At 66.8% G+C, this 20,135-nt stretch carries 17 protein-coding genes; 13 read left to right on the top strand and 4 right to left on the bottom strand.

Annotated features, from left to right (window positions below; genetic code table 11):
• Nucleotides 1–82: 82 nt before the first annotated feature.
• The 3 genes from IEX33_RS06665 to IEX33_RS06655 are packed head-to-tail and all read left to right on the top strand — an operon-like array spanning nt 83 to nt 2,993.
• Complete coding sequence (locus IEX33_RS06665) at nt 83–964, top strand: carbohydrate ABC transporter permease (RefSeq protein ID WP_188729205.1); 882 nt, start codon at nt 83–85, stop codon at nt 962–964.
• Nucleotides 961–1,866 carry a carbohydrate ABC transporter permease gene (locus IEX33_RS06660; RefSeq protein WP_188728775.1) on the top strand — a complete coding sequence of 302 codons (906 nt, stop codon included), beginning with the start codon at nt 961–963 and terminating at the stop codon, nt 1,864–1,866. Before IEX33_RS06665 ends, IEX33_RS06660 begins: the two co-directional genes overlap by 4 nt.
• Nucleotides 1,867–1,904: 38 nt before the next feature.
• On the top strand, nt 1,905–2,993 hold the full coding sequence (locus tag IEX33_RS06655) for a LacI family DNA-binding transcriptional regulator (protein WP_188728773.1): 1,089 nt from the start codon (nt 1,905–1,907) through the stop codon (nt 2,991–2,993).
• Nucleotides 2,994–2,999: 6 nt separating this feature from the next.
• On the opposite strand, the gene IEX33_RS06650 is transcribed toward IEX33_RS06655, so the two are convergent.
• Both IEX33_RS06650 and IEX33_RS06645 read right to left on the bottom strand, forming a co-directional pair.
• Nucleotides 3,000–4,205, bottom strand: a complete 1,206-nt coding sequence (locus tag IEX33_RS06650; RefSeq protein ID WP_188728771.1) for an MFS transporter — start codon at nt 4,203–4,205, stop codon at nt 3,000–3,002.
• Nucleotides 4,206–4,313: 108 nt separating this feature from the next.
• Nucleotides 4,314–4,985: a GntR family transcriptional regulator gene (locus tag IEX33_RS06645; protein WP_188728769.1), complete on the bottom strand. Its 672-nt coding sequence runs from the start codon at nt 4,983–4,985 to the stop codon at nt 4,314–4,316.
• Between the two features lie 156 nt (nt 4,986–5,141).
• On the opposite strand from IEX33_RS06645, the gene glyA reads away from it, so the two are divergent.
• From glyA to purU, 7 genes are read left to right on the top strand one after another with little or no spacing between them, the layout of a single operon-like run.
• Nucleotides 5,142–6,497, top strand: coding sequence for a serine hydroxymethyltransferase (gene glyA, locus IEX33_RS06640; RefSeq protein WP_308421962.1), 1,356 nt, complete (start codon nt 5,142–5,144; stop codon nt 6,495–6,497).
• A complete protein-coding gene (locus IEX33_RS06635) occupies nt 6,494–7,714 on the top strand; it encodes a sarcosine oxidase subunit beta family protein (RefSeq protein WP_188728766.1) in 1,221 nt (406 codons plus the stop codon). Before glyA ends, IEX33_RS06635 begins: the two co-directional genes overlap by 4 nt.
• 37 nt (nt 7,715–7,751) lie before the next feature.
• Nucleotides 7,752–8,171 (top strand): sarcosine oxidase subunit delta, encoded by a 420-nt coding sequence (locus tag IEX33_RS06630; protein ID WP_188728764.1) that lies wholly within the window; start codon nt 7,752–7,754, stop codon nt 8,169–8,171.
• On the top strand, nt 8,168–11,113 hold the full coding sequence (locus IEX33_RS06625; protein WP_188728763.1) for a sarcosine oxidase subunit alpha family protein: 2,946 nt from the start codon (nt 8,168–8,170) through the stop codon (nt 11,111–11,113). Before IEX33_RS06630 ends, IEX33_RS06625 begins: the two co-directional genes overlap by 4 nt.
• Nucleotides 11,106–11,744, top strand: a complete 639-nt coding sequence (locus IEX33_RS06620; RefSeq protein WP_188728760.1) for a sarcosine oxidase subunit gamma — start codon at nt 11,106–11,108, stop codon at nt 11,742–11,744. Before IEX33_RS06625 ends, IEX33_RS06620 begins: the two co-directional genes overlap by 8 nt.
• The gene (locus IEX33_RS06615; protein WP_188728758.1) at nt 11,745–13,118 is read left to right on the top strand and encodes an L-serine ammonia-lyase; all 1,374 of its coding nucleotides are present in this window, start codon (nt 11,745–11,747) and stop codon (nt 13,116–13,118) included.
• Between the two features lie 3 nt (nt 13,119–13,121).
• A complete protein-coding gene (gene purU / locus IEX33_RS06610; RefSeq protein ID WP_104185779.1) occupies nt 13,122–14,018 on the top strand; it encodes a formyltetrahydrofolate deformylase in 897 nt (298 codons plus the stop codon).
• Between the two features lie 181 nt (nt 14,019–14,199).
• On the opposite strand, the gene IEX33_RS06605 is transcribed toward purU, so the two are convergent.
• Together IEX33_RS06605 and IEX33_RS06600 are read right to left on the bottom strand one after the other, a co-directional pair.
• Nucleotides 14,200–15,159 carry a DUF559 domain-containing protein gene (locus tag IEX33_RS06605; protein WP_188728756.1) on the bottom strand — a complete coding sequence of 320 codons (960 nt, stop codon included), beginning with the start codon at nt 15,157–15,159 and terminating at the stop codon, nt 14,200–14,202.
• A 187-nt stretch (nt 15,160–15,346) separates the two neighbouring features.
• Nucleotides 15,347–16,897: a helix-turn-helix domain-containing protein gene (locus IEX33_RS06600; protein ID WP_188728755.1), complete on the bottom strand. Its 1,551-nt coding sequence runs from the start codon at nt 16,895–16,897 to the stop codon at nt 15,347–15,349.
• Nucleotides 16,898–17,006: 109 nt separating this feature from the next.
• Here IEX33_RS06600 and IEX33_RS06595 point away from each other — a divergent pair, with 109 nt between their 5' ends.
• From IEX33_RS06595 to IEX33_RS06585, 3 genes are all read left to right on the top strand, one after another.
• Nucleotides 17,007–18,539, top strand: coding sequence for a purine-cytosine permease family protein (locus tag IEX33_RS06595; protein ID WP_188728753.1), 1,533 nt, complete (start codon nt 17,007–17,009; stop codon nt 18,537–18,539).
• A gap of 16 nt (nt 18,540–18,555) precedes the next feature.
• Complete coding sequence (locus tag IEX33_RS06590; protein WP_188728751.1) at nt 18,556–19,512, top strand: polysaccharide deacetylase family protein; 957 nt, start codon at nt 18,556–18,558, stop codon at nt 19,510–19,512.
• A 181-nt stretch (nt 19,513–19,693) separates the two neighbouring features.
• Entirely contained in the window at nt 19,694–20,125 is a 432-nt protein-coding gene (locus tag IEX33_RS06585; protein WP_188728750.1) for a LexA family protein, read from the top strand.
• The last annotated feature ends 10 nt before the right edge of the window (nt 20,126–20,135 follow it).

Below are 20,135 nucleotides of genomic sequence, written 5' to 3'. Positions count from 1 at the left end.
ACCAACGCGGCGGGGGAACTCAAGAACGAAAGCGTTCCCCCGCCCGCAAGGCCCCGAAAGGCCCGCTATGCAACCCAACAGGATGCTGCCCAACAGGTCACGGACCTCGGTCCTGGTCTTCCTGCTTCCACCGCTGCTCCTTTACGGCGCAGCAGTCCTCTTTCCCATCCTCCAGTCCCTGTTCCTGAGCTTCTTTTCCTGGAACGGCATCAGCGACATGGAGTTCGTGGGCGTGGACAACTATGTCCGGATGTTCGTCGCCGACGACATCTTCTGGCGGGCGTTCCTGAACGCCCTCGTCTACCTGGCCATCTGCCTGGTCCTGCAACTCGGCGGCGCCCTGGTGGTGGCCAGCCTCCTCACCTCGCTCCGCCGCGGGCGTGAGCTGATCAAGACCCTCTACCTGCTGCCGGCCGTCATCTCCACGGTGGCCATCGCCTTCCTCTTCGTACGGATCTACTCCATGGAGCCCGTGGGCCTGCTCAACCAGCTGTTCCACTGGGTGGGCCTCGGCAGCCTGGAGCGGCCGTGGCTCTCGGACGTCAACACGGTCCTTGCGGCGGTGTCCGCACCGGAGGGCTGGCGTTTCACCGGGCTGTACATGCTCATCATCTACGCGGCCCTGCTCGCGGTCCCCAAGGAGCTTGAGGAGGCCGCCGTCCTGGATGGCGCGTCCCGGTGGACGCTGTTCACCAAGATCCGCTTCCCGTACATCCGCCCGGTGTGGATCACCACCACCATCATGGCCACCACCTACGGGCTGCGCGGCTTCGACATCCCCTACCTGATGACCAACGGCGGCCCCGGGCAGTCCTCGGAACTGCTCACCACGTACATGTACAAGACGGCGTTCACCAGCACGGACTTCGGCTACGCCAGCACCATCTCGGTGTTCATCGTGGTGGAGTGCCTCGTCGCCGTCGGCCTCATCCTTTTCCTGCTGAAGCGGAAGGCAGACGCATGATCACCCAAACAGCCCCGCCCACCCCGCCCGCCGCCGTCGTACCTGTCCGGCCGTCCGGAAAGCGCCGCCGGCGCAGGCCCGACCTGTTCCGGACGCTGTCCCGCGTGCTGATCATGCTCATCGTGATCGTGCAGGTGTACCCGCTGGCGTGGCTGTTCCTCACCAGCCTCCGCACGGAACAGGACTTTGCCACCGGTGATCCCTTTGCCCTGCCCAGCTCCCTGACGTGGGAGAACTATGCCAGGGCCTTCGAAACGGGCGACCTGGGGCGGAACATCCTGAACAGCTTCATCGTCACCATGGGGGCGAACATCCTGATCGTCCTGCTGGGCATGATGGCCGCCTACGCCATCCAGGTGCTGGGGTTCCGGCTCAGCAAGCTGGTCCGCGGGCTGTTCCTGATCGGCATCATCGTCCCGGTGCAGATCGCCCTGGTCCCGCTGTTCATCGATTACGCTGCGGTGAACCTGCTGGACACCTACCTGTCCATGATCATCCCGCTGGCGGGGTTCTCGCTGCCCATGGCCATCTACCTGTTCTGCTCGTTCTACGAGTACATCCCCAAGGAAACGTACGAGGCAGCGTCCCTGGACGGCGCGGGTCCGTACCGGATCTTCGGGCTGATCACCATGCCGCTGTCCCTGAACACCGTGGTGACCGTGGTCCTGGTGAACAGCATCTTCATCTGGAACGACTTCATCTTCGCCAACACCTTCGTCCTGTCCGAGGACCTGAAGACCATTCCGCTGGGCCTGCAGAACTACATCGGCGCGATGGGCAAGGTGGACTGGACGGCAACGTTCGCCGCCGTATGCGTGACCATCACCCCCCTGCTGCTGGTGTTCCTGGTGCTCAACAAGGCCATGATCCAGGGACTCGAAAGCGGGGCGACGAAGGGATGACGGCAACGGCGGATGGATATACTCCTCAAGGAGGGCAGATGAGTTCAATGGAGAATGGTGCGGAGGCGCCGGCACCTGCCGCCCGGGCGCCACAAACCCCGGAGCGCGCGCACCCCGTCACCCTCCGTGACGTGGCAGAAGCGGCCGGCGTTTCCACAGCCACGGTGTCACTGGTGGTCAACAAGAAAAAGGCCGCCCGGATCGCCGAGGAAACCCGCCGGCGGGTGCAGGACGCCATCCGGACCCTCGGCTACCGGCCCAACGCGATGGCAAAAACACTGGTCAGCGGCACGTCCCGGTTCATCGGGCTGGTGGCGGACGGCGTTGCAACTACGCCCTTCGCCGGCCAGATCATCCACGGAGCCCAGGACGAGGCGTGGAAGCACGGGTACGCCCTCCTCATCGCCAACACCGAAGGCAACGGCGAGCTCGAGCAGGACGCCATCCAGATGATGCTCGAATACAAGGTCCGCGGCATCCTCTACTCCACGTGGTTCCACCGCCAGACGGACATTCCGGCGCAACTCCGGGAAGCCGACTTCGTCCTGGTCAACTGCTTCTCCAACGAGCCGGGCGCCCGGGCCGTGGTGCCCGACGAGGTGCAGGGCGGCCGCTCAGCCACGGAAATCCTGCTGGGGCACGGGCACCGGAAGATCGCTTTCATCAACGCCACCATCCCGGCACCGGCCAAGGACGGGCGGCTCCAGGGGTACCGGGAAGCACTGGAAAAGGCCGGTGTTCCCTTCGACCCCGAATTGGTGCTGGAAGCCTATCCGGACCAGGAGGGCGGCTACGGGGCCACCTCCGATCTCCTCACGCGGGGCGCGACCGCGGTGTACTGCTACAACGACCGGATGGCCATGGGCCTCTACGACGGACTGCGCGAGCACGGCCTGTCCATCCCCGACGACATGGCCGTGGTGGGGTTCGACAACCAGGAAGTCATTGCCGCCCACCTGCGGCCCCCGCTTTCCACCGTGTCCCTGCCCCACTACGAGCTGGGTGCTGCGGGTGTGCGGATGCTGCTCCGGCTTGATGGGGCACCCGGAACCGGCTCGGGCGGGGTGGCTAAGATCAACTGCCCCGCGGTGGAACGGACCTCCGTCCGGGCGCAGGCGCGCGCCTGACGGGGGCTACGCCGAAGGGCTGATGACCCGGTTCCGCCCCGCGAGCACACCCGTCACGGCGAGGACGGCCATGATGCCCGCAGTGACCAGGAGGGGAAGGGTCCAATCTCCGCTCAGATCGCGCAGCCCGCCGAACATCACCGGACCCACAGCAGCCATGCCGTAGCCGACGGACTGCGCCATGCCGGACAATGATGCCGCCTGCGGGTAGTTGACGGTCCGGAGGCTGAACAGCGACAGGGCAATGACGATCAGGCTCCCGCATCCGATTGCCCCCAGGAGGACCCACAGCAGGATGAGGTCCGGCGCAAGTGCCAGGCCCAGGAACGTCACAACCATGACCGCGCCGCTGGCGAAGGAAACGATCCGCTGGTCCGAGCCCCGGTGAAGGATGCCCCCTGCGGCAAGGCTGGCGAAGACGCTGATGAGCAGGAAAACGGACAGGTGGATGCCGGCGGTAGTGGCCGGGACGCCCCGGCTTTGTTCAATGGTGGGCAGCCATGCCATCAGGACGTAGAAGGCGATCGACTGCAGCCCCATGAAGGTGGTCACCTGCCAGCCCAGGGCTGAGGTCCACGGCGACCGGTAGGACACGTCCGGCTTGGCGGCGCTCATGGTGCCGGAGCTGTGCCGGCGCAGCCACGGCAGGAGTACCGCCATGGCGATGAGGGCAAGTCCCGCCCAGATACCGAGGGCAAGGCGCCATCCCGCGGGCGACGTTTGCGCCACGGGCACGACGACGGCGGCCCCCATGGCGGCGAAGGCAGCCTGGGTGGCGGTGTAGCTTCCGGTGAGCTGGCTGACCCTCGTGGGAAAGTCCCGCTTCACCAGCGAAGGGACCAGGACATTGAGGAACGCGATTGCGAGGCCTATGAGTGCTGTGCCCAGCCAGATGAAGCCGGGCACAGGCAAGGAGCGGAGCACGATGCCCGAGGCCAGGATCAGCAGGGACATCCACAGCGCACGGTCGAGGCCCAGGCGGGAAGCGAAGCCGGGCGCCACGGGCGAAAAGACGGCAAAAGCAATGAGCGGAAGACCCGTCAGGAAACCTGCCGCGGCGCTGGACAGGCCAAGGTCGGAGCTGATGTTGGACAGGACCGGCCCCACGCTGACGAAGGACACCCGAAGGTTGACTGCAATGAGGAGAACGCCGATGAAGGCGAAGCCGAGCCTGGCAGTGCGGTCCCGTGCGTTCCGGGTGGCAGCGGGCATGGCGCGCATTCCATCCTTTCAGGAGTGAGAGAGCGTCCCGGTTTCTCCGGCATGAGGTGAGAGAGCGTCCCGGTTTATGCGTCATTAGGTGAGAGAGCGTCCCGGGGGCTACAGCACCTTGCGGATGGTTTCCTCGAAGCTCGTGACGTGGTGCAGGGCCAGCTCGGCGGCCTTGTCGGCGTCGCCGGCGGCCACCGCCTTGAGCAGGTCCACGTGCTCGGTGATGTGGCCGCTCACTGACGGCACTTTGTCCAGCACCACGCACCAGATGCGGGTGGCCAGGTTGTCGTAGCGGATCAGGGTGCTTTCCAGATGCGGGTTCGCGGCCGCCTTGTAGATCAGCCGGTGCACCATGAGGTCGTACCGCATCAGGTCGCGGGACTCCCCCTGGCCGGGCCCCAGCTCCGCAATGGCGTCGGCCACCTGCAGCAGTTCGCGGCGCATGCTTTCACTGGCCCTTTTGGCCGCCCGGCGTGCGGCCAGCGGCTCCAGGAGTTCCCGGATTTCCGAGACATCAGCCAGCTCCGTGAAGTCGACGTTCGTGGCGAAGGTGCCGCGTCGCGGATAGGAAATGACCAGGTGGTCAACCTCCAGGCGCTTGATGGCCTCCCGCACGGGGGTACGCCCGAGCCCGAGTTCAACCGCTACCTGGCCCTCGTTGATCGGCTCGCCCGGGCGGATTTCCAGCATGATCAGTTTGTCCCGCAGCTGCCGGTAGGCGGCCTCCGCCTGGGACGGTGCCTCGTCCTCCGCCTGAGGCAGGGCAAGAAGTGCATTCAACGCGCCGCTCCGTTCTCCGCTGACGTGACGGGGCTGCCCGTGCCGGGCTTCGCGTCACTTTCGTCCAGCTATTGACTCTGCTGTGATCCCGATCATACCATTGAGCTCACACTGATATATCAGTTAGTAAGCAAGTGGTATTTCAAAGGAGCATCCGTGGTTGAGCAGTTGAACGAGCGACTTTCGGTCGTCGATCCCGAGGTCCAGCAGGCCATTGCCAGTGAGCTGGGCCGCCAGCAGTCGACGCTGGAAATGATCGCCTCCGAGAACTTTGCCCCGTCCGCGGTCATGGAGGCCCAGGGCTCGGTCCTGACCAACAAGTACGCCGAGGGCTACCCGGGCAAGCGCTACTACGGCGGCTGCGAACACGTGGATGTTGTGGAGCAGCTCGCCATCGACCGGGTCAAGGCCCTGTTCGGCGCAGAATTCGCCAATGTCCAGCCGCACTCCGGCGCGCAGGCCAACGCCGCCGCCATGTTCGCCCTGCTGAACCCGGGCGACACCATCATGGGTCTGAGCCTGGCCCACGGCGGCCACCTGACGCACGGCATGAAGATCAACTTCTCCGGCAAGCTCTACAACGTGGTCCCGTACCACGTGAGCGAATCGGACCTCCGCATCGATATGGCCGAGGTTGAGGCGCTGGCCCTGGAGCACCGGCCCAAGCTGATCGTCGCCGGCTGGTCCGCCTACTCCCGCCAGCTGGACTTCGCCGAGTTCCGCCGCATCGCCGACCTGGTGGACGCGTACCTCATGGTGGACATGGCCCACTTCGCAGGCCTGGTGGCCGCCGGCCTGCACCCGAACCCGGTGCCGTACGCCGACGTCGTCACCACCACCACCCACAAGACCCTCGGCGGCCCGCGCGGAGGCGTCATCCTTGCCAAGGAGCAGTACGGCAAGAAGATCAACAGCGCCGTGTTCCCCGGCCAGCAGGGCGGGCCTCTGGAGCACGTGATCGCCGCCAAGGCCGTGGCCTTCAAGCTCGCCGCCTCCCCCGAGTTCAAGGAACGCCAGCAGCGTGTCCTTGAGGGATCCAAGCTTCTCGTCGAACGGCTCCTCCGCGACGACGTTGCCGCGGCCGGAATCTCCGTGGTCAACGGCGGCACCGACGTCCACCTGGTCCTCGTGGACCTCCGCAACTCTGAGCTGGACGGACAGCAGGCCGAAGACGCCCTGCACCGCATCGGCATCACCGTCAACCGCAACGCCGTCCCCTTCGATCCCCGCCCGCCGATGGTCTCCTCGGGGCTGCGCATCGGCACCCCGGCCCTCGCCACCCGCGGCTTCGGCGCCAAGGAATTCGAGGAAGTCGCAGACATTATTGCGACGGCGCTCATCGCCGCTGCGGGCAACGGCACCGCGGCCAGCGGCACCCTGGGCGACAGCACCGCCGTCGAACTCCGCGCCCGCGTCACCGCCCTGGCCGACCAGTTCCCCCTCTACCCACACCTCAGCAACGGCACTGAAGTTGCCGCCCTTGAAGCAGACCTGATTGGAGCAGCCCAGTGAGTGCAGACCTCCTCCCCGAGCACCCCGACTTCCTCTGGCGCAACCCGGAGCCCAAGTCCTCGTACGACGCCGTGATTGTGGGCGGCGGCGGGCACGGCCTGGCTACCGCGTACTTCCTGGCCAAGAACCACGGCATGACCAACATCGCCATCCTGGAAAAGGGCTGGCTGGCCGGCGGCAACATGGCCCGGAACACCACCATCATCCGCTCCAACTACCTCTGGGACGAGAGCGCGGCCATCTACGAGCACGCCCTCAAGCTCTGGGAGATCCTGCCCGAGGAGCTCGAGTACGACTTCCTCTTCAGCCAGCGCGGCGTGATGAACCTCGCCCACACCCTGGGCGACGTCCGCGAAAGCATGCGGCGCGTGGGGGCCAACAAGCTCAACGGCGTGGACGCCGAGTGGCTGGACCCCAAGCAGGTCAAGGAACTCTGCCCCATCCTGAACATCAGCGACAACATCCGCTACCCCGTCATGGGCGCCACCTACCAGCCCCGGGCCGGCATCGCCAAGCACGACCACGTTGCCTGGGCCTTCGCCCGCAAGTGCGATGAGATGGGCGTGGACATCATCCAGAACTGCGAAGTCACCGGCTTCGTCAAGGACGGCAACCGCGTGGTGGGCGTCAAGACCAACCGCGGCACCATCAACACCGAAAAGGTGGGCCTCGCCGCCGCCGGGCACAGCTCGGTCCTGGCCGAGATGGCCGGCTTCCGGCTCCCCATCCAGTCCCACCCGCTCCAGGCCCTGGTCTCCGAGCTGCACGAGCCCGTCCACCCCACGGTGGTCATGTCCAACCACGTGCACGTCTACGTCTCCCAGGCCCACAAGGGCGAGCTGGTGATGGGCGCCGGCGTCGATTCCTACAACGGCTACGGCCAGCGCGGCTCCTTCCACGTGATCGAGCACCAAATGGCTGCCGCCGTTGAGCTCTTCCCCATCTTTGCCCGGGCCCACGTGCTCCGGACCTGGGGCGGAATTGTGGACACGACGCTGGATGCCTCCCCGATCGTGGGCAACACCCCGGTGGAAAATATGTTCGTGAACTGCGGCTGGGGCACCGGCGGCTTCAAGGCCACTCCCGCGGCCGGCATGACCTTCGCGCACAACATCGCCACCGGCACCCCGCACAAGCTGAACAAGCCGTTTGCGCTGGAACGCTTCGAAACCGGCGCGCTGATCGACGAACACGGCGCCGCCGCCGTGGCCCACTAGCCGCCAGCGAACACTGCACTTTAGAAAGAAGACGCACATGCTGCTCATCTCCTGCCCCAACTGCGGCTCCCGCGACGAGACCGAGTTCCATTACGGCGGCCAGGCCCACGTTCCCTACCCCGAAAACCCGAACGAGCTGACCGACCGCCAGTGGGCCGAGTACCTGTTCTACCGGGACAACACCAAGGGCGCCTTCGCCGAGCGCTGGCTGCACAGCACCGGCTGCCGCCAGTGGTTCAACATGCTCCGCGACACCGTCACCTACGACATCCAGGCCATCTACCCGATGGGCGCGCCCCGGCCTGACGCTGCCGGCCGGACAACCCCGGACACCGGCACTGCCAGCCTCGCCCCGGACAGCACCACCACCGGGACCGCGGCACCGGACATCTCGGGGACCAGCACCGCTAAGACCAGCACCGCCAGCACCACTGCCCCGGAAGGAGCAACCAAGTGACTTCCCAGAACGCCCGCCTCGCTTCCGGCGGCCGCATCGACCGCACCATTTCCTGGCGATTCACCGTGGACGGCGAGGAATTCACGGGGCACCCCGGCGACACCCTCGCCTCCGCCCTGATCGCCAACGGCCGCATCAACGCCGGCAACTCGCTCTACGAGGACCGCCCCCGCGGCATCATGTCCGCCGGTGTGGAGGAATCCAATGCGATGGTGAAGATCGCTGCGCGCTTCCCGGGCGACGTCGCCGAATCCATGCTCCCCGCCACCACCGTCACCCTGGTGGACGGCCTGAAGGCGGAACTGCTCAGCGGCCTGGGCAAGCTGGATCCCGAGGAGGACCGCGCCGAGTACGACAAGAAGTACGTCCACACCGACGTCCTGGTGGTCGGCGGCGGCCCCGGCGGCCTGGCCGCAGCCCGCGAAGCCGTCCGCACCGGCGCACGCGTGATGCTGCTGGACGACCAGCCCGAGCTGGGCGGGTCCCTCCTGTCCGGGTCAACGGCACCGGAGCTCGTTGAGACCATCGAAGGCAAGCCGGCCCTGGAATGGGTGGCGGACGTCGAAGCCGAGCTCGTTTCAGGCGCCGAATCCACCGTCCTGAACCGCACCACGGCCTTCGGCGCCTACGACGCCAACTACGTGATCGCTGTCCAGAACCGCACGGACCACCTGTCCTCCCCTGCCGCGTCGGGAGTATCCCGGCAGCGGATTTGGCACATCCGTGCCAACCAGGTGGTCCTGGCACCGGGCGCCCACGAGCGTCCCCTGGTGTTCGAGAACAACGACCGCCCGGGCATCATCCTCGCCTCGGCCGTCCGCACGTACCTGAACCGCTACGGGGTGGCCGCCGGCCGCCGCGTGGTCATCAGCACCACCAACGACAGCGCCTACGCCGTGGCCGCGGACCTCCGCGCCGCGGGCGTCAAGGTTGCCGCCGTCGTGGACGCCCGTCCGCAGCTCACCGCCGTGGCTGCTGCCGCCGTCGAAGCCGGCACCCGGGTGCTGATCGGCAGCGCCGTGGCCAACACGTCTTCGCAGTCAGCAGACGGCCGGGTGGACGGCGTCACCGTCCGCAGCATTAACGACGATGGCGAGCTCACCTCGGGCGTCGAACAGATCGCCTGCGACCTGCTGGCTGTGTCCGGCGGCTGGAGCCCGCTGGTGCACCTGCACTCCCAGCGGCAGGGCAAGCTGCGCTGGGACGACGAGCTGGCCGCCTTCGTGCCGAGCACCGTGGTCCCCAACCAGCAGACCATCGGCTCGGGCCGGGGCAGCTTCGAACTGGCCGACTGCCTGGCCGAGGGCATCTCCGCCGGTGCCTCGGCGGCCATCGCTGCCGGCTTCGCGTCCGCCGTCGCTCCTCTCGTCCTGGCGGAGCCGAAGGCCTCCGCCCCCACCCGCCAGCTGTGGCTGGTCCCCGGCGAGGCGGGTACCCCGGACGACTGGCACCAGCACTACGTCGATTTTCAGCGCGACCAGTCCGTGGCTGACGTGCTGCGGTCCACCGGGGCCGGCATGCGCTCAGTGGAGCACATCAAGCGCTACACCTCCATCAGCACCGCCAACGACCAGGGCAAGACCTCCGGCGTCAACGCGATCGGCGTCATCGCCGCCGCGCTGCGCACCGCAGGAGAAGCCTCCCGCGGCATCGGTGACATCGGCACCACCACCTACCGCGCACCGTTCACGCCCGTGGCCTTCGCGGCACTGGCCGGACGCCAGCGCGGCGAGCTGTTCGACCCCGCCCGCAAGACCTCCATCCACCCGTGGCACGTCGCCAAGGGCGCCCTGTTCGAGGACGTCGGACAGTGGAAGCGTCCCTGGTACTACCCGCAGGGCGGGGAGGACATGGATGAGGCCGTGCTGCGTGAATGCGCCGCCGTCCGCGAATCCGTGGGCTTCATGGACGCCACCACGCTCGGAAAGATCGAAATCCGCGGCAAGGACGCCGGTGAGTTCCTCAACCGGATCTACACCAACGCGTTCAAGAAGCTCGCCCCGGGTTCCGCCCGCTATGGCGTGATGTGCATGGCTGACGGCATGATCTTCGACGACGGCGTGACCCTGCGCCTGGACGACGACACCTACTTCATGACCACCACCACCGGCGGCGCCGCGAAGGTGCTGGACTGGCTGGAGGAATGGCTGCAGACCGAATGGCCGGACCTGGACGTGCACTGCACCTCGGTGACCGAACAGTGGTCCACCATTGCCGTCGTCGGGCCCAAGTCCCGCGCAGTCCTTGCCAAGGTGGCCCCGGAACTGGCGGCCAGCGGCGGGCTGGAAGCCGAGGCGTTCCCGTTCATGACGTTCCGCGAAACCACCCTGGCCTCCGGCGTCCGCGCCCGGGTCTGCCGGATCTCCTTCTCCGGTGAGCTGGCCTACGAGATCAACGTTCCGTCCTGGTACGGGCTGAACACCTGGGAGGCCGTGGCGGCTGCCGGCGCCGAATACAACATCACCCCGTACGGCACCGAAACCATGCACGTGCTCCGCGCCGAGAAGGGCTACCCGATCGTCGGCCAGGACACGGACGGCACCGTCACCCCGCAGGACGCCGGCATGGAATGGATCGTCTCCAAGGCCAAGGACTTCATCGGCAAGCGCTCCTACTCCCGGGCCGACGGCCAGCGCGAGGACCGCAAGCACCTGGTGAGCGTGCTGCCGGTGGACGGGACGCTGCGGCTCCCGGAAGGCACCCAGCTCGTAGAGAAGGGCCGTTCCACCAACCCTGCCTACGGGCCGGTCCCGATGGAAGGCTTCGTCACCTCCAGCTACCACAGTGCGGCGCTCGGCAGGTCCTTTGGCCTGGCCCTGATCAAGAACGGCCGCAACCGCATCGGCGAAACCCTGACTGCTGCCGCCGGCGACCGGCTGGTGGACGTCGTCGTCGCCGAAACCGTACTTTTTGACCCCGAAGGGACCCGCAAAGATGGCTGAAACAGCAGCACCCGCAACCTCCTACGAGAAGAACCTCTCACTCCGGGTCAGCCCCGCCGCCCAGCTCCGCGCAGACTTTGAAACCGGCTCCGTCCGGGGCGTGGTGGAGATCAGCGAAGTGGCTTTCCTGACCATGGTGGGCCTCCGGGCCAGCCGCTCCAGCGACGCCGGACAGCGCGTCGCCGCCGTGACCGGCGGCCTGCCCGCCACGTGCGGCAGCGTCAGCGGAACCGGGGACACCTCCGTGCTGTGGCTTGGCCCGGAAGAGTTCCTGGTGGTGGCACCACGGGACGCCCACGAATCCCTGGGCGGCGGCCTGATCCAGGCGCTCCGCGAAGCCCTCGGAGACGGCGCCGGCCAGGTAGTGGACCTCTCCGCGAACCGCACCACGTTCGAGCTCACCGGGCCCCGCGCCCGGGCCGTCCTGGAGAAGGGCTGCTCGCTGGACCTGCACCCGCGCGTGCTGAAAGCCGGCACGGCGCTCTCCACGGAGGTCGGCAACATCCCCGTGGTGCTGTGGAAGACCGGCGAGGAGACGTTCCGGCTCTTCCCCCGCGCCTCGTTCGCGGATTTCCTGGGCCGCTGGCTCCTCGACGCGATGCGCGAGTATGCCTCGCCCGAGGTCCCCTAAATGGCCCTCAGCGTCCTGGACCTGTTCTCCGTTGGCATCGGGCCGTCGTCGTCACACACGGTCGGCCCGATGCGGGCAGCAAAGCTGTTCGCCGACGGACTCAAGGGCGACGGACACCTGAGCTCCACCCGGCGCGTACAGGCTGAACTGTTCGGCTCCCTCGGCGCCACCGGGCGGGGCCACGGCTCGGACAAGGCCGTGGTCCTGGGCCTCAAGGGCCTGGACCCCGAAACCGTGGACACCTTCACGGCCGACGACCAGGTGGCCGCAGCCGCGCTGGACGCCGAACTGTGGATCGGCGGGGACCACCGGGTGGACTTCAACTGGGACGATGACGTGGTGCTGCACCGGCGCAAGTCCCTCCCCGCCCACCCCAACGGCATGACCTTCCGCGCCCTGGACCACGCCGGGGCAGTCCTCAGCGAACGGAGCTTCTATTCGATTGGGGGCGGCTTTGTTGTTGACGGGGACGCCGACGCCGGAGACCGGGTGGTGGCGGACTCCACCGTCCTGCCTTACCCGTTCACCACGGCGGACGAGCTCCTGGAGATCTGCAAACGCGAGGGGATGTCCATTTCCGACGTCATGCTCGCCAATGAACTGACCTGGCGGACCGAAGCGGAGCTCCGGGAGAAGCTGCTGGGGCTGTGGGCGGTGATGCGCGAATGCGTGGACAACGGCTGCGCCGCGGAAGGCATCCTTCCGGGCGGGCTCAACGTCCGCCGCCGCGCGCCGTCGTTGTTCCAGACCCTGACGGCGGACACCGGCGTGACCGATCCGCTCCGGGCCATGGAATGGGTGAACCTGTTCGCGCTGGCCGTGAACGAGGAAAACGCCGCCGGCGGGCGCATCGTCACGGCGCCCACCAATGGCGCGGCGGGTATCGTCCCGGCGGTGCTGCACTACTACGTGAAGTTTGTCCCCGGCGCCAACGACGACGGCGTGGTCCGCTTCCTGCTGGCAGCGGCCGCCGTCGGAATCCTGTTTAAGATCAACGCCTCCATCTCCGGTGCCGAGGTGGGCTGCCAGGGTGAAGTGGGCTCCGCCTGCTCCATGGCCGCCGCCGGGCTCTGCGAAGTCCTCGGCGGCACACCCGCCCAGGTGGAAAACGCCGCCGAGGTGGGCATTGAACACAACCTGGGCCTGACGTGCGACCCCGTGGGCGGGCTGGTGCAGATCCCCTGCATCGAGCGCAACGCGATCGCCAGCGTCAAGGCCATCAACGCCGCCCGCCTTGCCCTGCACGGCGACGGCAGCCACAAGGTGTCCCTGGACAAAGCCATCAAGACGATGCGCGAAACCGGAGCCGACATGAAAACCAAGTACAAGGAAACCTCCCGAGGAGGACTCGCCGTGAATGTGATCGAGTGCTGAACCATGACCGCCATTGAGACTGAAACTTCCCTGTCCGCGCCGGTGACCACCGTGGAGCATGTCCTCACGCTGGACTGCAGCGAGTCGCCGGGCATCGTCCACGCCGTGTCCGGCTTCCTGCTGGAGCACGGCTGCGACATCATCGACAACCAGCAGTTCGGCGAACGTTCCGAAGGGCACTTCTTCATGCGGGTGCATTTCGCGTCCGACGGCGATGCCTCCACCGCGGACACGCTGCGGGCCGCGTTTGGTCCCGTTGCGGAGCGTTTTGGGATGCGCTGGCGCCTGGAGCCGCACGGCTCAAAGCGGCGGGTGCTGATCATGGTGTCCAAGTTCGGGCACTGCCTTAACGACCTCCTGTTCCGGGCACGCATCGGCGAACTGCCCGTGGACGTGGTGGCCGTGGTGTCCAACCACACCGACCACCAGGCCCTGGTGGAGTGGCACGGGATCCCGTTCTTCCATGTGCCGGTCACGGCTGACACCAAGCCTGCGGCCGAGGCGCGGCTGCTGGAGCTGGTGGACGAGTTCGATGTGGAGCTTGTGGTGCTGGCCCGGTACATGCAGGTGCTCAGCGACAACCTGACCCGGAAGCTGGACGGGAAGGCGATCAACATCCACCACTCGTTTCTGCCCAGTTTCAAGGGCGCCAAGCCGTACCACCAGGCGTACGCGCGCGGGGTCAAGACCGTGGGCGCCACCGCGCACTACGTCAACAGCGAGCTGGACGAGGGACCCATCATCTCGCAGCAGACCGTGGAGGTGGACCACACCTACGGGCCCGAGGACCTGGTGGCCGCCGGCCGCGACACCGAGTGCAAGGCCCTGTCCAACGCGGTGCGCTGGCACTGCGAGGGCCGGGTCATCCTGCAGGGCAACCGCACGGTGGTCCTCCGGTAACCCCCTGCGACGCTCTCTCACTTAACGCAGGCTTTTGCGTGACGCTCTCTCACCTGATGCGGGTTTTCCCGTGACGCTCTCTCACCTGATGCGGGTTTTTACGTGGCGCTCTCTCACCCTGGTGAGGGGGCGCCACGGCCTTAAGCGCCGCCGTCGTCATTGCACAAGAGTCCTTTGATGCTCAGGCCCCGCTGGCGAACCCCGTCGCCTGGGGGTGGTCAAGCCAACCGTTCCGGAGTGCCCGTTTGATCCCCTGCACTGCGCGCTGAAATTCGTCAGCAAGGTCGTCCCTATCGAAGACGAGAACCGTCCAGCCGGCTGATTCGAAGGCCTTGTCCCGTCTCCTGTCGCTCAGGATCTGTGCGTCACCGAGGTGATGTTCGCCGTCGTACTGGATGGCGAGGCGGCGATGACGGTAGCCGAGATCGGCCGACGGCGACCGCGCGTCTCCGGCGCGTAACGGCACCTGGAGTTCGGGCTCCGGCAGCCCGGCGTCGGCGATTGCCAGGCGAAGGAGCGATTCGGGCGCGGAGTCGGCCCCCACCCGCATCAGATCCAGCGCTTCACGGGCGCGGACGATGCCCTGGAGGTTCGGGTGGCGGGCTACGAGTGCGCGAAGGCCCGCAATGGTGTCGTAGGGCTGCGCCCTTCCCTCGAAATCTGCTCGTGGAATGCGGATGAGTTGGTCCCCCATGCTCACGAGGTCGTGGAGCGGCAGGATCCGTGCCACATCAAGCCACGTGCGGGACCGGGTGCTCAGGCGGATGCCATCGACAAGTTCGATCTCATCCTCACGTGCCAGCACGGTATGGCCGAACACGCCCTTCCGGCGGACCGATGGCAGCGACCTCGGCTTGCTCAGATGCAGCTCGGACGAATCCGCCAGCCACGGTGGCAGCACTTGGCATCGAAGCCGGGCCGCGGTCACGTGTGAGATCCAGGCTCCCGGCGACGCAGCGGACAACGCCCTGGCCGCGCCTTCCAGGTCAAAATCCCAGCCCGCCGGACGGTAGAGGCCGCGGCTTACATTGATTATGTCCTTACGGCGAAGCCTGCTTAGCGGGACGCCGGAGGCCAGGGCTGAGCCGAAGGTGAAGGGAGCCGCTGCCAACGGCAGGGGCAGGGAATCCTGCTTTTGCATGCTGGCATTGTGCCCCGATCCGGCTGGAGGCTGCAGAAGTTATCCACAGGCCTGCGGTTGGGCCGGCCAGGGGTGGGGAGAGGGTGCGCCCAAAACGCGCGTTAACTGCGAGAGGGTTTCCCGGAACCCGACGTTAGGTGAGAGAGGATCGCCGGGGAAGGGGCATCAAGTGAGAGAGCGTTGGGGCCTAGTCGGAGTGCATGGCAGCGAGGCGGCTGGCCAGGTGCAGGGCGGCGAGGCGGCCGGTGCTGCGGGGGTCGCCGCCGCACAGGGAGAAGATCCGTTGCAGCCGCTGGTGCATGGACTGCCGCTCCAGGTGCAGCTCCCGCGCAGCCTGTGCGGTGTTGCAGCCGGAATCCAGCCATACCCGCAGGGTTTCGGCCAGCTGCGAGCGGCGCTGCGCATCGTAGTCAAGGAGGGACCCCAACTGCTGCCGGACAAAATCCTCGCGCCTGGCCGCATCCAGAGAATGGAAGGCCATCCGTTCCACCGCAAACGCCTCCGCGTCGAGAGCCCCACTGGCCAGCCGCGCCCCGGACGGGCGCAGTTCATCACGGGCCCCAATATCCAGCGTCAGCCGCGCCTCTGCCAGCGACCAGGGTGCCGACGAAATCCCGGAGGCCACCGGGCCTACCGCGCTGATGCTGCCCTCGGGCAGCTCGAGTGTCCGGAGCCCGGCCAGGATCTCGCTCCGGTCCTCCTGCGCCTTACCGGTCCGTAAGGCCGCGAGCGCCAGCAGCTCCTCGTTATCGGCGTAGCTGGCACTGTGCCGGCCCACCCGGTCCAGCAGCTGCTCCACGGTGGTACGGAGCTGCCGGGAGCCAGGAGAACGGATCACAACAGCCACCAGCTGCGCAGCAGGGGGAATCCCCGCAGCCGGGGCGAGCTGCTGGAGCCGCCAGTTCTGGGTACCGGCATCAACGGCGCGGATCAGTGCGGCACCCGCCATCTCCTTCAGGCCGGGCGGCATGCGCTGCAACAGCGCCAGTGCCAGAATGTCCACTGAGCGGTTCCCGGCAATCCTTGCCAGGTTCACATCGCCTCCCTCCAATGTGTGAAGGCTTAGTCGCGCCGAGGGTATGCCCCGCACGGACACATCAATATGCGTGGTCCGTGCCCGGTCCTGGTCGGCGTCCCCCTCGGGTGCCGGTTCGGCATCCGCGGCATGGCCGGCAGGCAGTGCGCTGGCCAGCGGAGCCCCGGCGTTGGAGGTCAGGACAACTTCCGCGCCGGTAGCGTCGGCGAGGACGGCCAGGATCCGGTCGAGGCTGCCGCCGTGGGCCAGCTCCACCGCCATGGCATGGCTTGCCCGGTCAGCCTGTTGCAGGTGCGCAGCCGACTCGCTCACCAGCAACGAATTGATGGCTTCCATGACACCCACGAAGGGCACTCTTTTGCGCAGCTCTATCAGGGGAAGCCCCGCGGCTTCGGCTGCTCCCACCATGGAGGACGGAATGGACGGCAGGGCCGCGCCCGTCTCGATGGCCAGTGCGGCCACTCCACGCTCCGCCAGCTCCCAGATATAGCCGATGCGCCGCTTGTCCGTTGCCGCGGCCAGCGCCTGGCCACCGGTGAGCAGCAGTTCTCCGCCGCCAAGTAACGGTGCGATGTCCAAAACCTCACTGGAGTGGATCCAGCGCAGCTGCGTCTGGGCCGCAGTCGCCGCCGCAGCGCGGATCACGGGGTCCGCAGGGGTGAGGGTGGAATGTTTCAAAACGTCCTGCAGCCGTATTGGCATGACACTCCGTCAAGTAGAAGGTGAATCTTCACGACACATTGTATGTGGTGGTTGTGGCATGAGCCACATAATCTGGATCTATCCCTTTCACTTACTGGAGGCTTTCCCCATGCAAGACAACCTCTCCACGAAGCAGTCTGGGCCGGCAATGGCGCCGGCCGAGGACTGCGAAGCCTGGCTCCAGCCCATTCCCGAGTCCCAGCGCACGCACAAGGTTTCAGGCCAGTTCTGGATCTGGGCCGGCGCCAACCTCGCCCCCATCAACTGGGTACTGGGCGCCCTCGGAATCCACCTGGGGCTGGGTTTCGCGGACACCGTCACTGTCCTGGTCCTGGGCAACCTGATCGGCATGCTGCTCTTTGGCTGCTTCGTCCTGCTGGGCCAGAAGACCGGCGCCACCGGCATGGTCCTGGCCCGGGCAGCCTTCGGCCGGCGCGGAAACTACCTTCCCGCAAGCATCCAGGCACTCCTGGTGATCGGCTGGTGCGCCGTCAACACCTGGATCATCCTGGACCTGGTGATGGCGCTGTTCGGAACGCTCGGCTGGGTGGATCCCGCGGCGCAGAACTACGCCTGGAAGATCGGCGTCGCAACGGCCATCATGGCCACCCAGGTGGCCATCGCCTGGTTTGGCTACAAGGCGATCGCCGCCTTTGAAAAGTGGACCGTCCCGCCCACCATCATCATCCTGGCCGTTATGTCCGCTGTTGCCTGGTTCGGCATGAAGATCGACTGGGCCTACGCCGGCCCCGCCGGCAACATCCTGGAAGGCTCCGAGCGGATCGCGGCCATGAGCGCCGTGATGACGGCCATCGGCATCGGCTGGGGCATCACCTGGTTCACGTACGCCGCCGACTACTCCCGCTTCGTCAGCACCGAGGTCCCCAAGAAGAAGGTCTACCTGGCATCCGTCCTGGGCCAGTTCATCCCGGTCGTCTGGCTCGGCGTGCTGGGTGCGAGCCTGGCCACCAACAGCGGTGAAATCGACCCCGGAAAGCTCATCGTCCAGAACTTCGGCGTCCTCGCCCTGCCCGTCCTGCTGATGGTGCTGCACGGCCCCATCGCCACCAACATCCTGAACATCTACACCTTTTCGGTGGCCACCCAGTCACTGGACATCACCATCAGCCGCCGCAAGCTGAACCTGTTCGTCGGCGTCTTCTCGCTCATCGCCGTCGTCTTCTTCATCTTCCAGGAGGACTTCGCAGCGGTGCTGGACGCCTGGCTCATCGGGCTGGTGGCCTGGGTGGCCGCCTGGGGCGGCGTGATGCTGGTGCATTACTTCTGGATCGAGAAGCGCTGGCCCGGCAACCCCGCACGGCTGTTCGACGGCGTCGGGACCAAGCGACTGCCCGGCGTCAACTGGGCGGGAGTCACCTCCCTCCTGGTCGGCATCTTCGCCACCTGGCTGTTTATGTACGGCCTCGTTCCCGCCATGCAGGGCCCCATCGCCGTGGCCCTGGGCGGCTGGGACCTGTCCTGGCTGGCCGGCGGGCTGGCGAGCGCTACGAGCTACGCCATCCTGGGCCCGAGGGTCCACCGCAAGTTCCTCGAATCCGCTCCGGCTGCCGGCGCCGACGCCCAGCCCTCCCCGGCCCTGGCCGGAATCCCTGCCCGGCCCAGCGCCCCGGCCGGCCTCTAACCTAGGAACACCTGACATGACCTTTGACGCATTCCCCGACTCCGCCCACCCGATCACCTGGCCCGAGGGCAAGCAGGCGGCAGCCTCCTTCACCTTCGACGTCGACGCCGAATCCTGCACCATCGCCCACGATCCCAAGAGCACCAGCCGGATGTCCCTGATGACCCACCAGTCCTACGGGCCCAAGGTGGCAGTCCCCCGGCTGCTGCAGATCCTCCAGCGGCAGGACATCCGTGCCACGTTCTTCGTCCCCGGCTTCACCGCCGAGTGCTATCCGGACACGGTCCGGCGCATCGTTGACGCGGGGCACGAGGTGGCGCACCACGGCTACCTGCACGAGCCCATGCAGGGTATCGACGCCGAGACGGAGGCGCGCTACATCGACCGCGGCCTGGAGGCCCTGGCCAAGGTGGCAGGGGTGGAGCCGGTGGGCTACCGGGCGCCGTGGTGGGAACTGAACTGGCATTCCCCGGCCCTCCTGGCGGACCGCGGCTTCCTCTACGATTCAAGCCTGCTCGACGGCGATGCCCCCTACCGCTTCAGCGTCGCCCCGGGCGACTCCCGGGACCTTGTGGAGATTCCGGTGGACTGGGCGCTGGACGACTGGGAGCAGTACGCGTTCTACCCGGGCGTCACCGGCAGCGGCGTCATCGAGAGCCCGGCGAAGGTCCTGGAAATGTGGACGCTGGAGGCGGAGGCGCACCATGCGCAGGGCAGCTGCTTCGTCCTGACCAACCATCCCTTCATCTCCGGCCGGCCCTCCAAGGCTGTGGCCCTGGAGCGGCTGATTGAACGGGTCAAGGGAATGGACGGCATGTGGGTGGCCACCATGGAAGAGATCGCGGAGCACACCCGGCGGACGGTTCAGGAAGTCCACACCCACGCCCGCATCCATGTGCCCTCCTTTCCGGATACCGGGGCGAAGTTCACGCCGTCGGTGGTGCGGGAGTCACGGCCCGCCGTCGCCAGCTGACATAGTTACAACCAGACGCAGAGTGGTGCTGCCCATCCGGGCAGCGCCACTCCTGCTTTTAAGGTGGCTGCCTCACCGTGAAGCACCCGGAGGCAGGGACGCCAGGTACTCCGGGGGTGGCATTGTCAGGGCCAGGGTCTACACTGAAGTAATCGAACATATATTCGAATAAAGGTGTGTTGTGGGCGTTATTATCGGTCCCCGCGTGATAGATTCGGGCGCCTCGTTGTTGTCAGTGCTGATTGCCCCGGTTCCCGTCGCCGCAGGGTTTCCTTCGCCGGCGCAGGACTACTTCGATGGCCGGATCGACCTGAACGCCCACCTGATCAAGGACATCACCAGCACGTTCGTGGTCCGCGTGACAGGAGACTCCATGGAGCGTGCGGGCATCAGCGACGGTGATGAGCTGATCGTCAACAGGGCACTGGAGCCCCGCGACGGCTCAGTGGTGATTGCCGTGCTGGACGGGGAGCTGACGGTGAAGCGCCTGCGCCTTACCGCCACAGGCGTCGTGCTGCAGGCGGAGAATCCAAAGTATGCGGACATCAAAGTGCCTGCCCTCTCGGAGCTGACCATCTGGGGCGTTGCCACGAGGTGCCTGCACCATGTCTAGCCGGCGGCGT

This window comes from Pseudarthrobacter scleromae (assembly GCF_014644515.1).
Lineage (GTDB): Bacteria > Actinomycetota > Actinomycetes > Actinomycetales > Micrococcaceae > Arthrobacter > Arthrobacter scleromae.
This window is presented reverse-complemented; position numbering and strand designations above follow the sequence as displayed.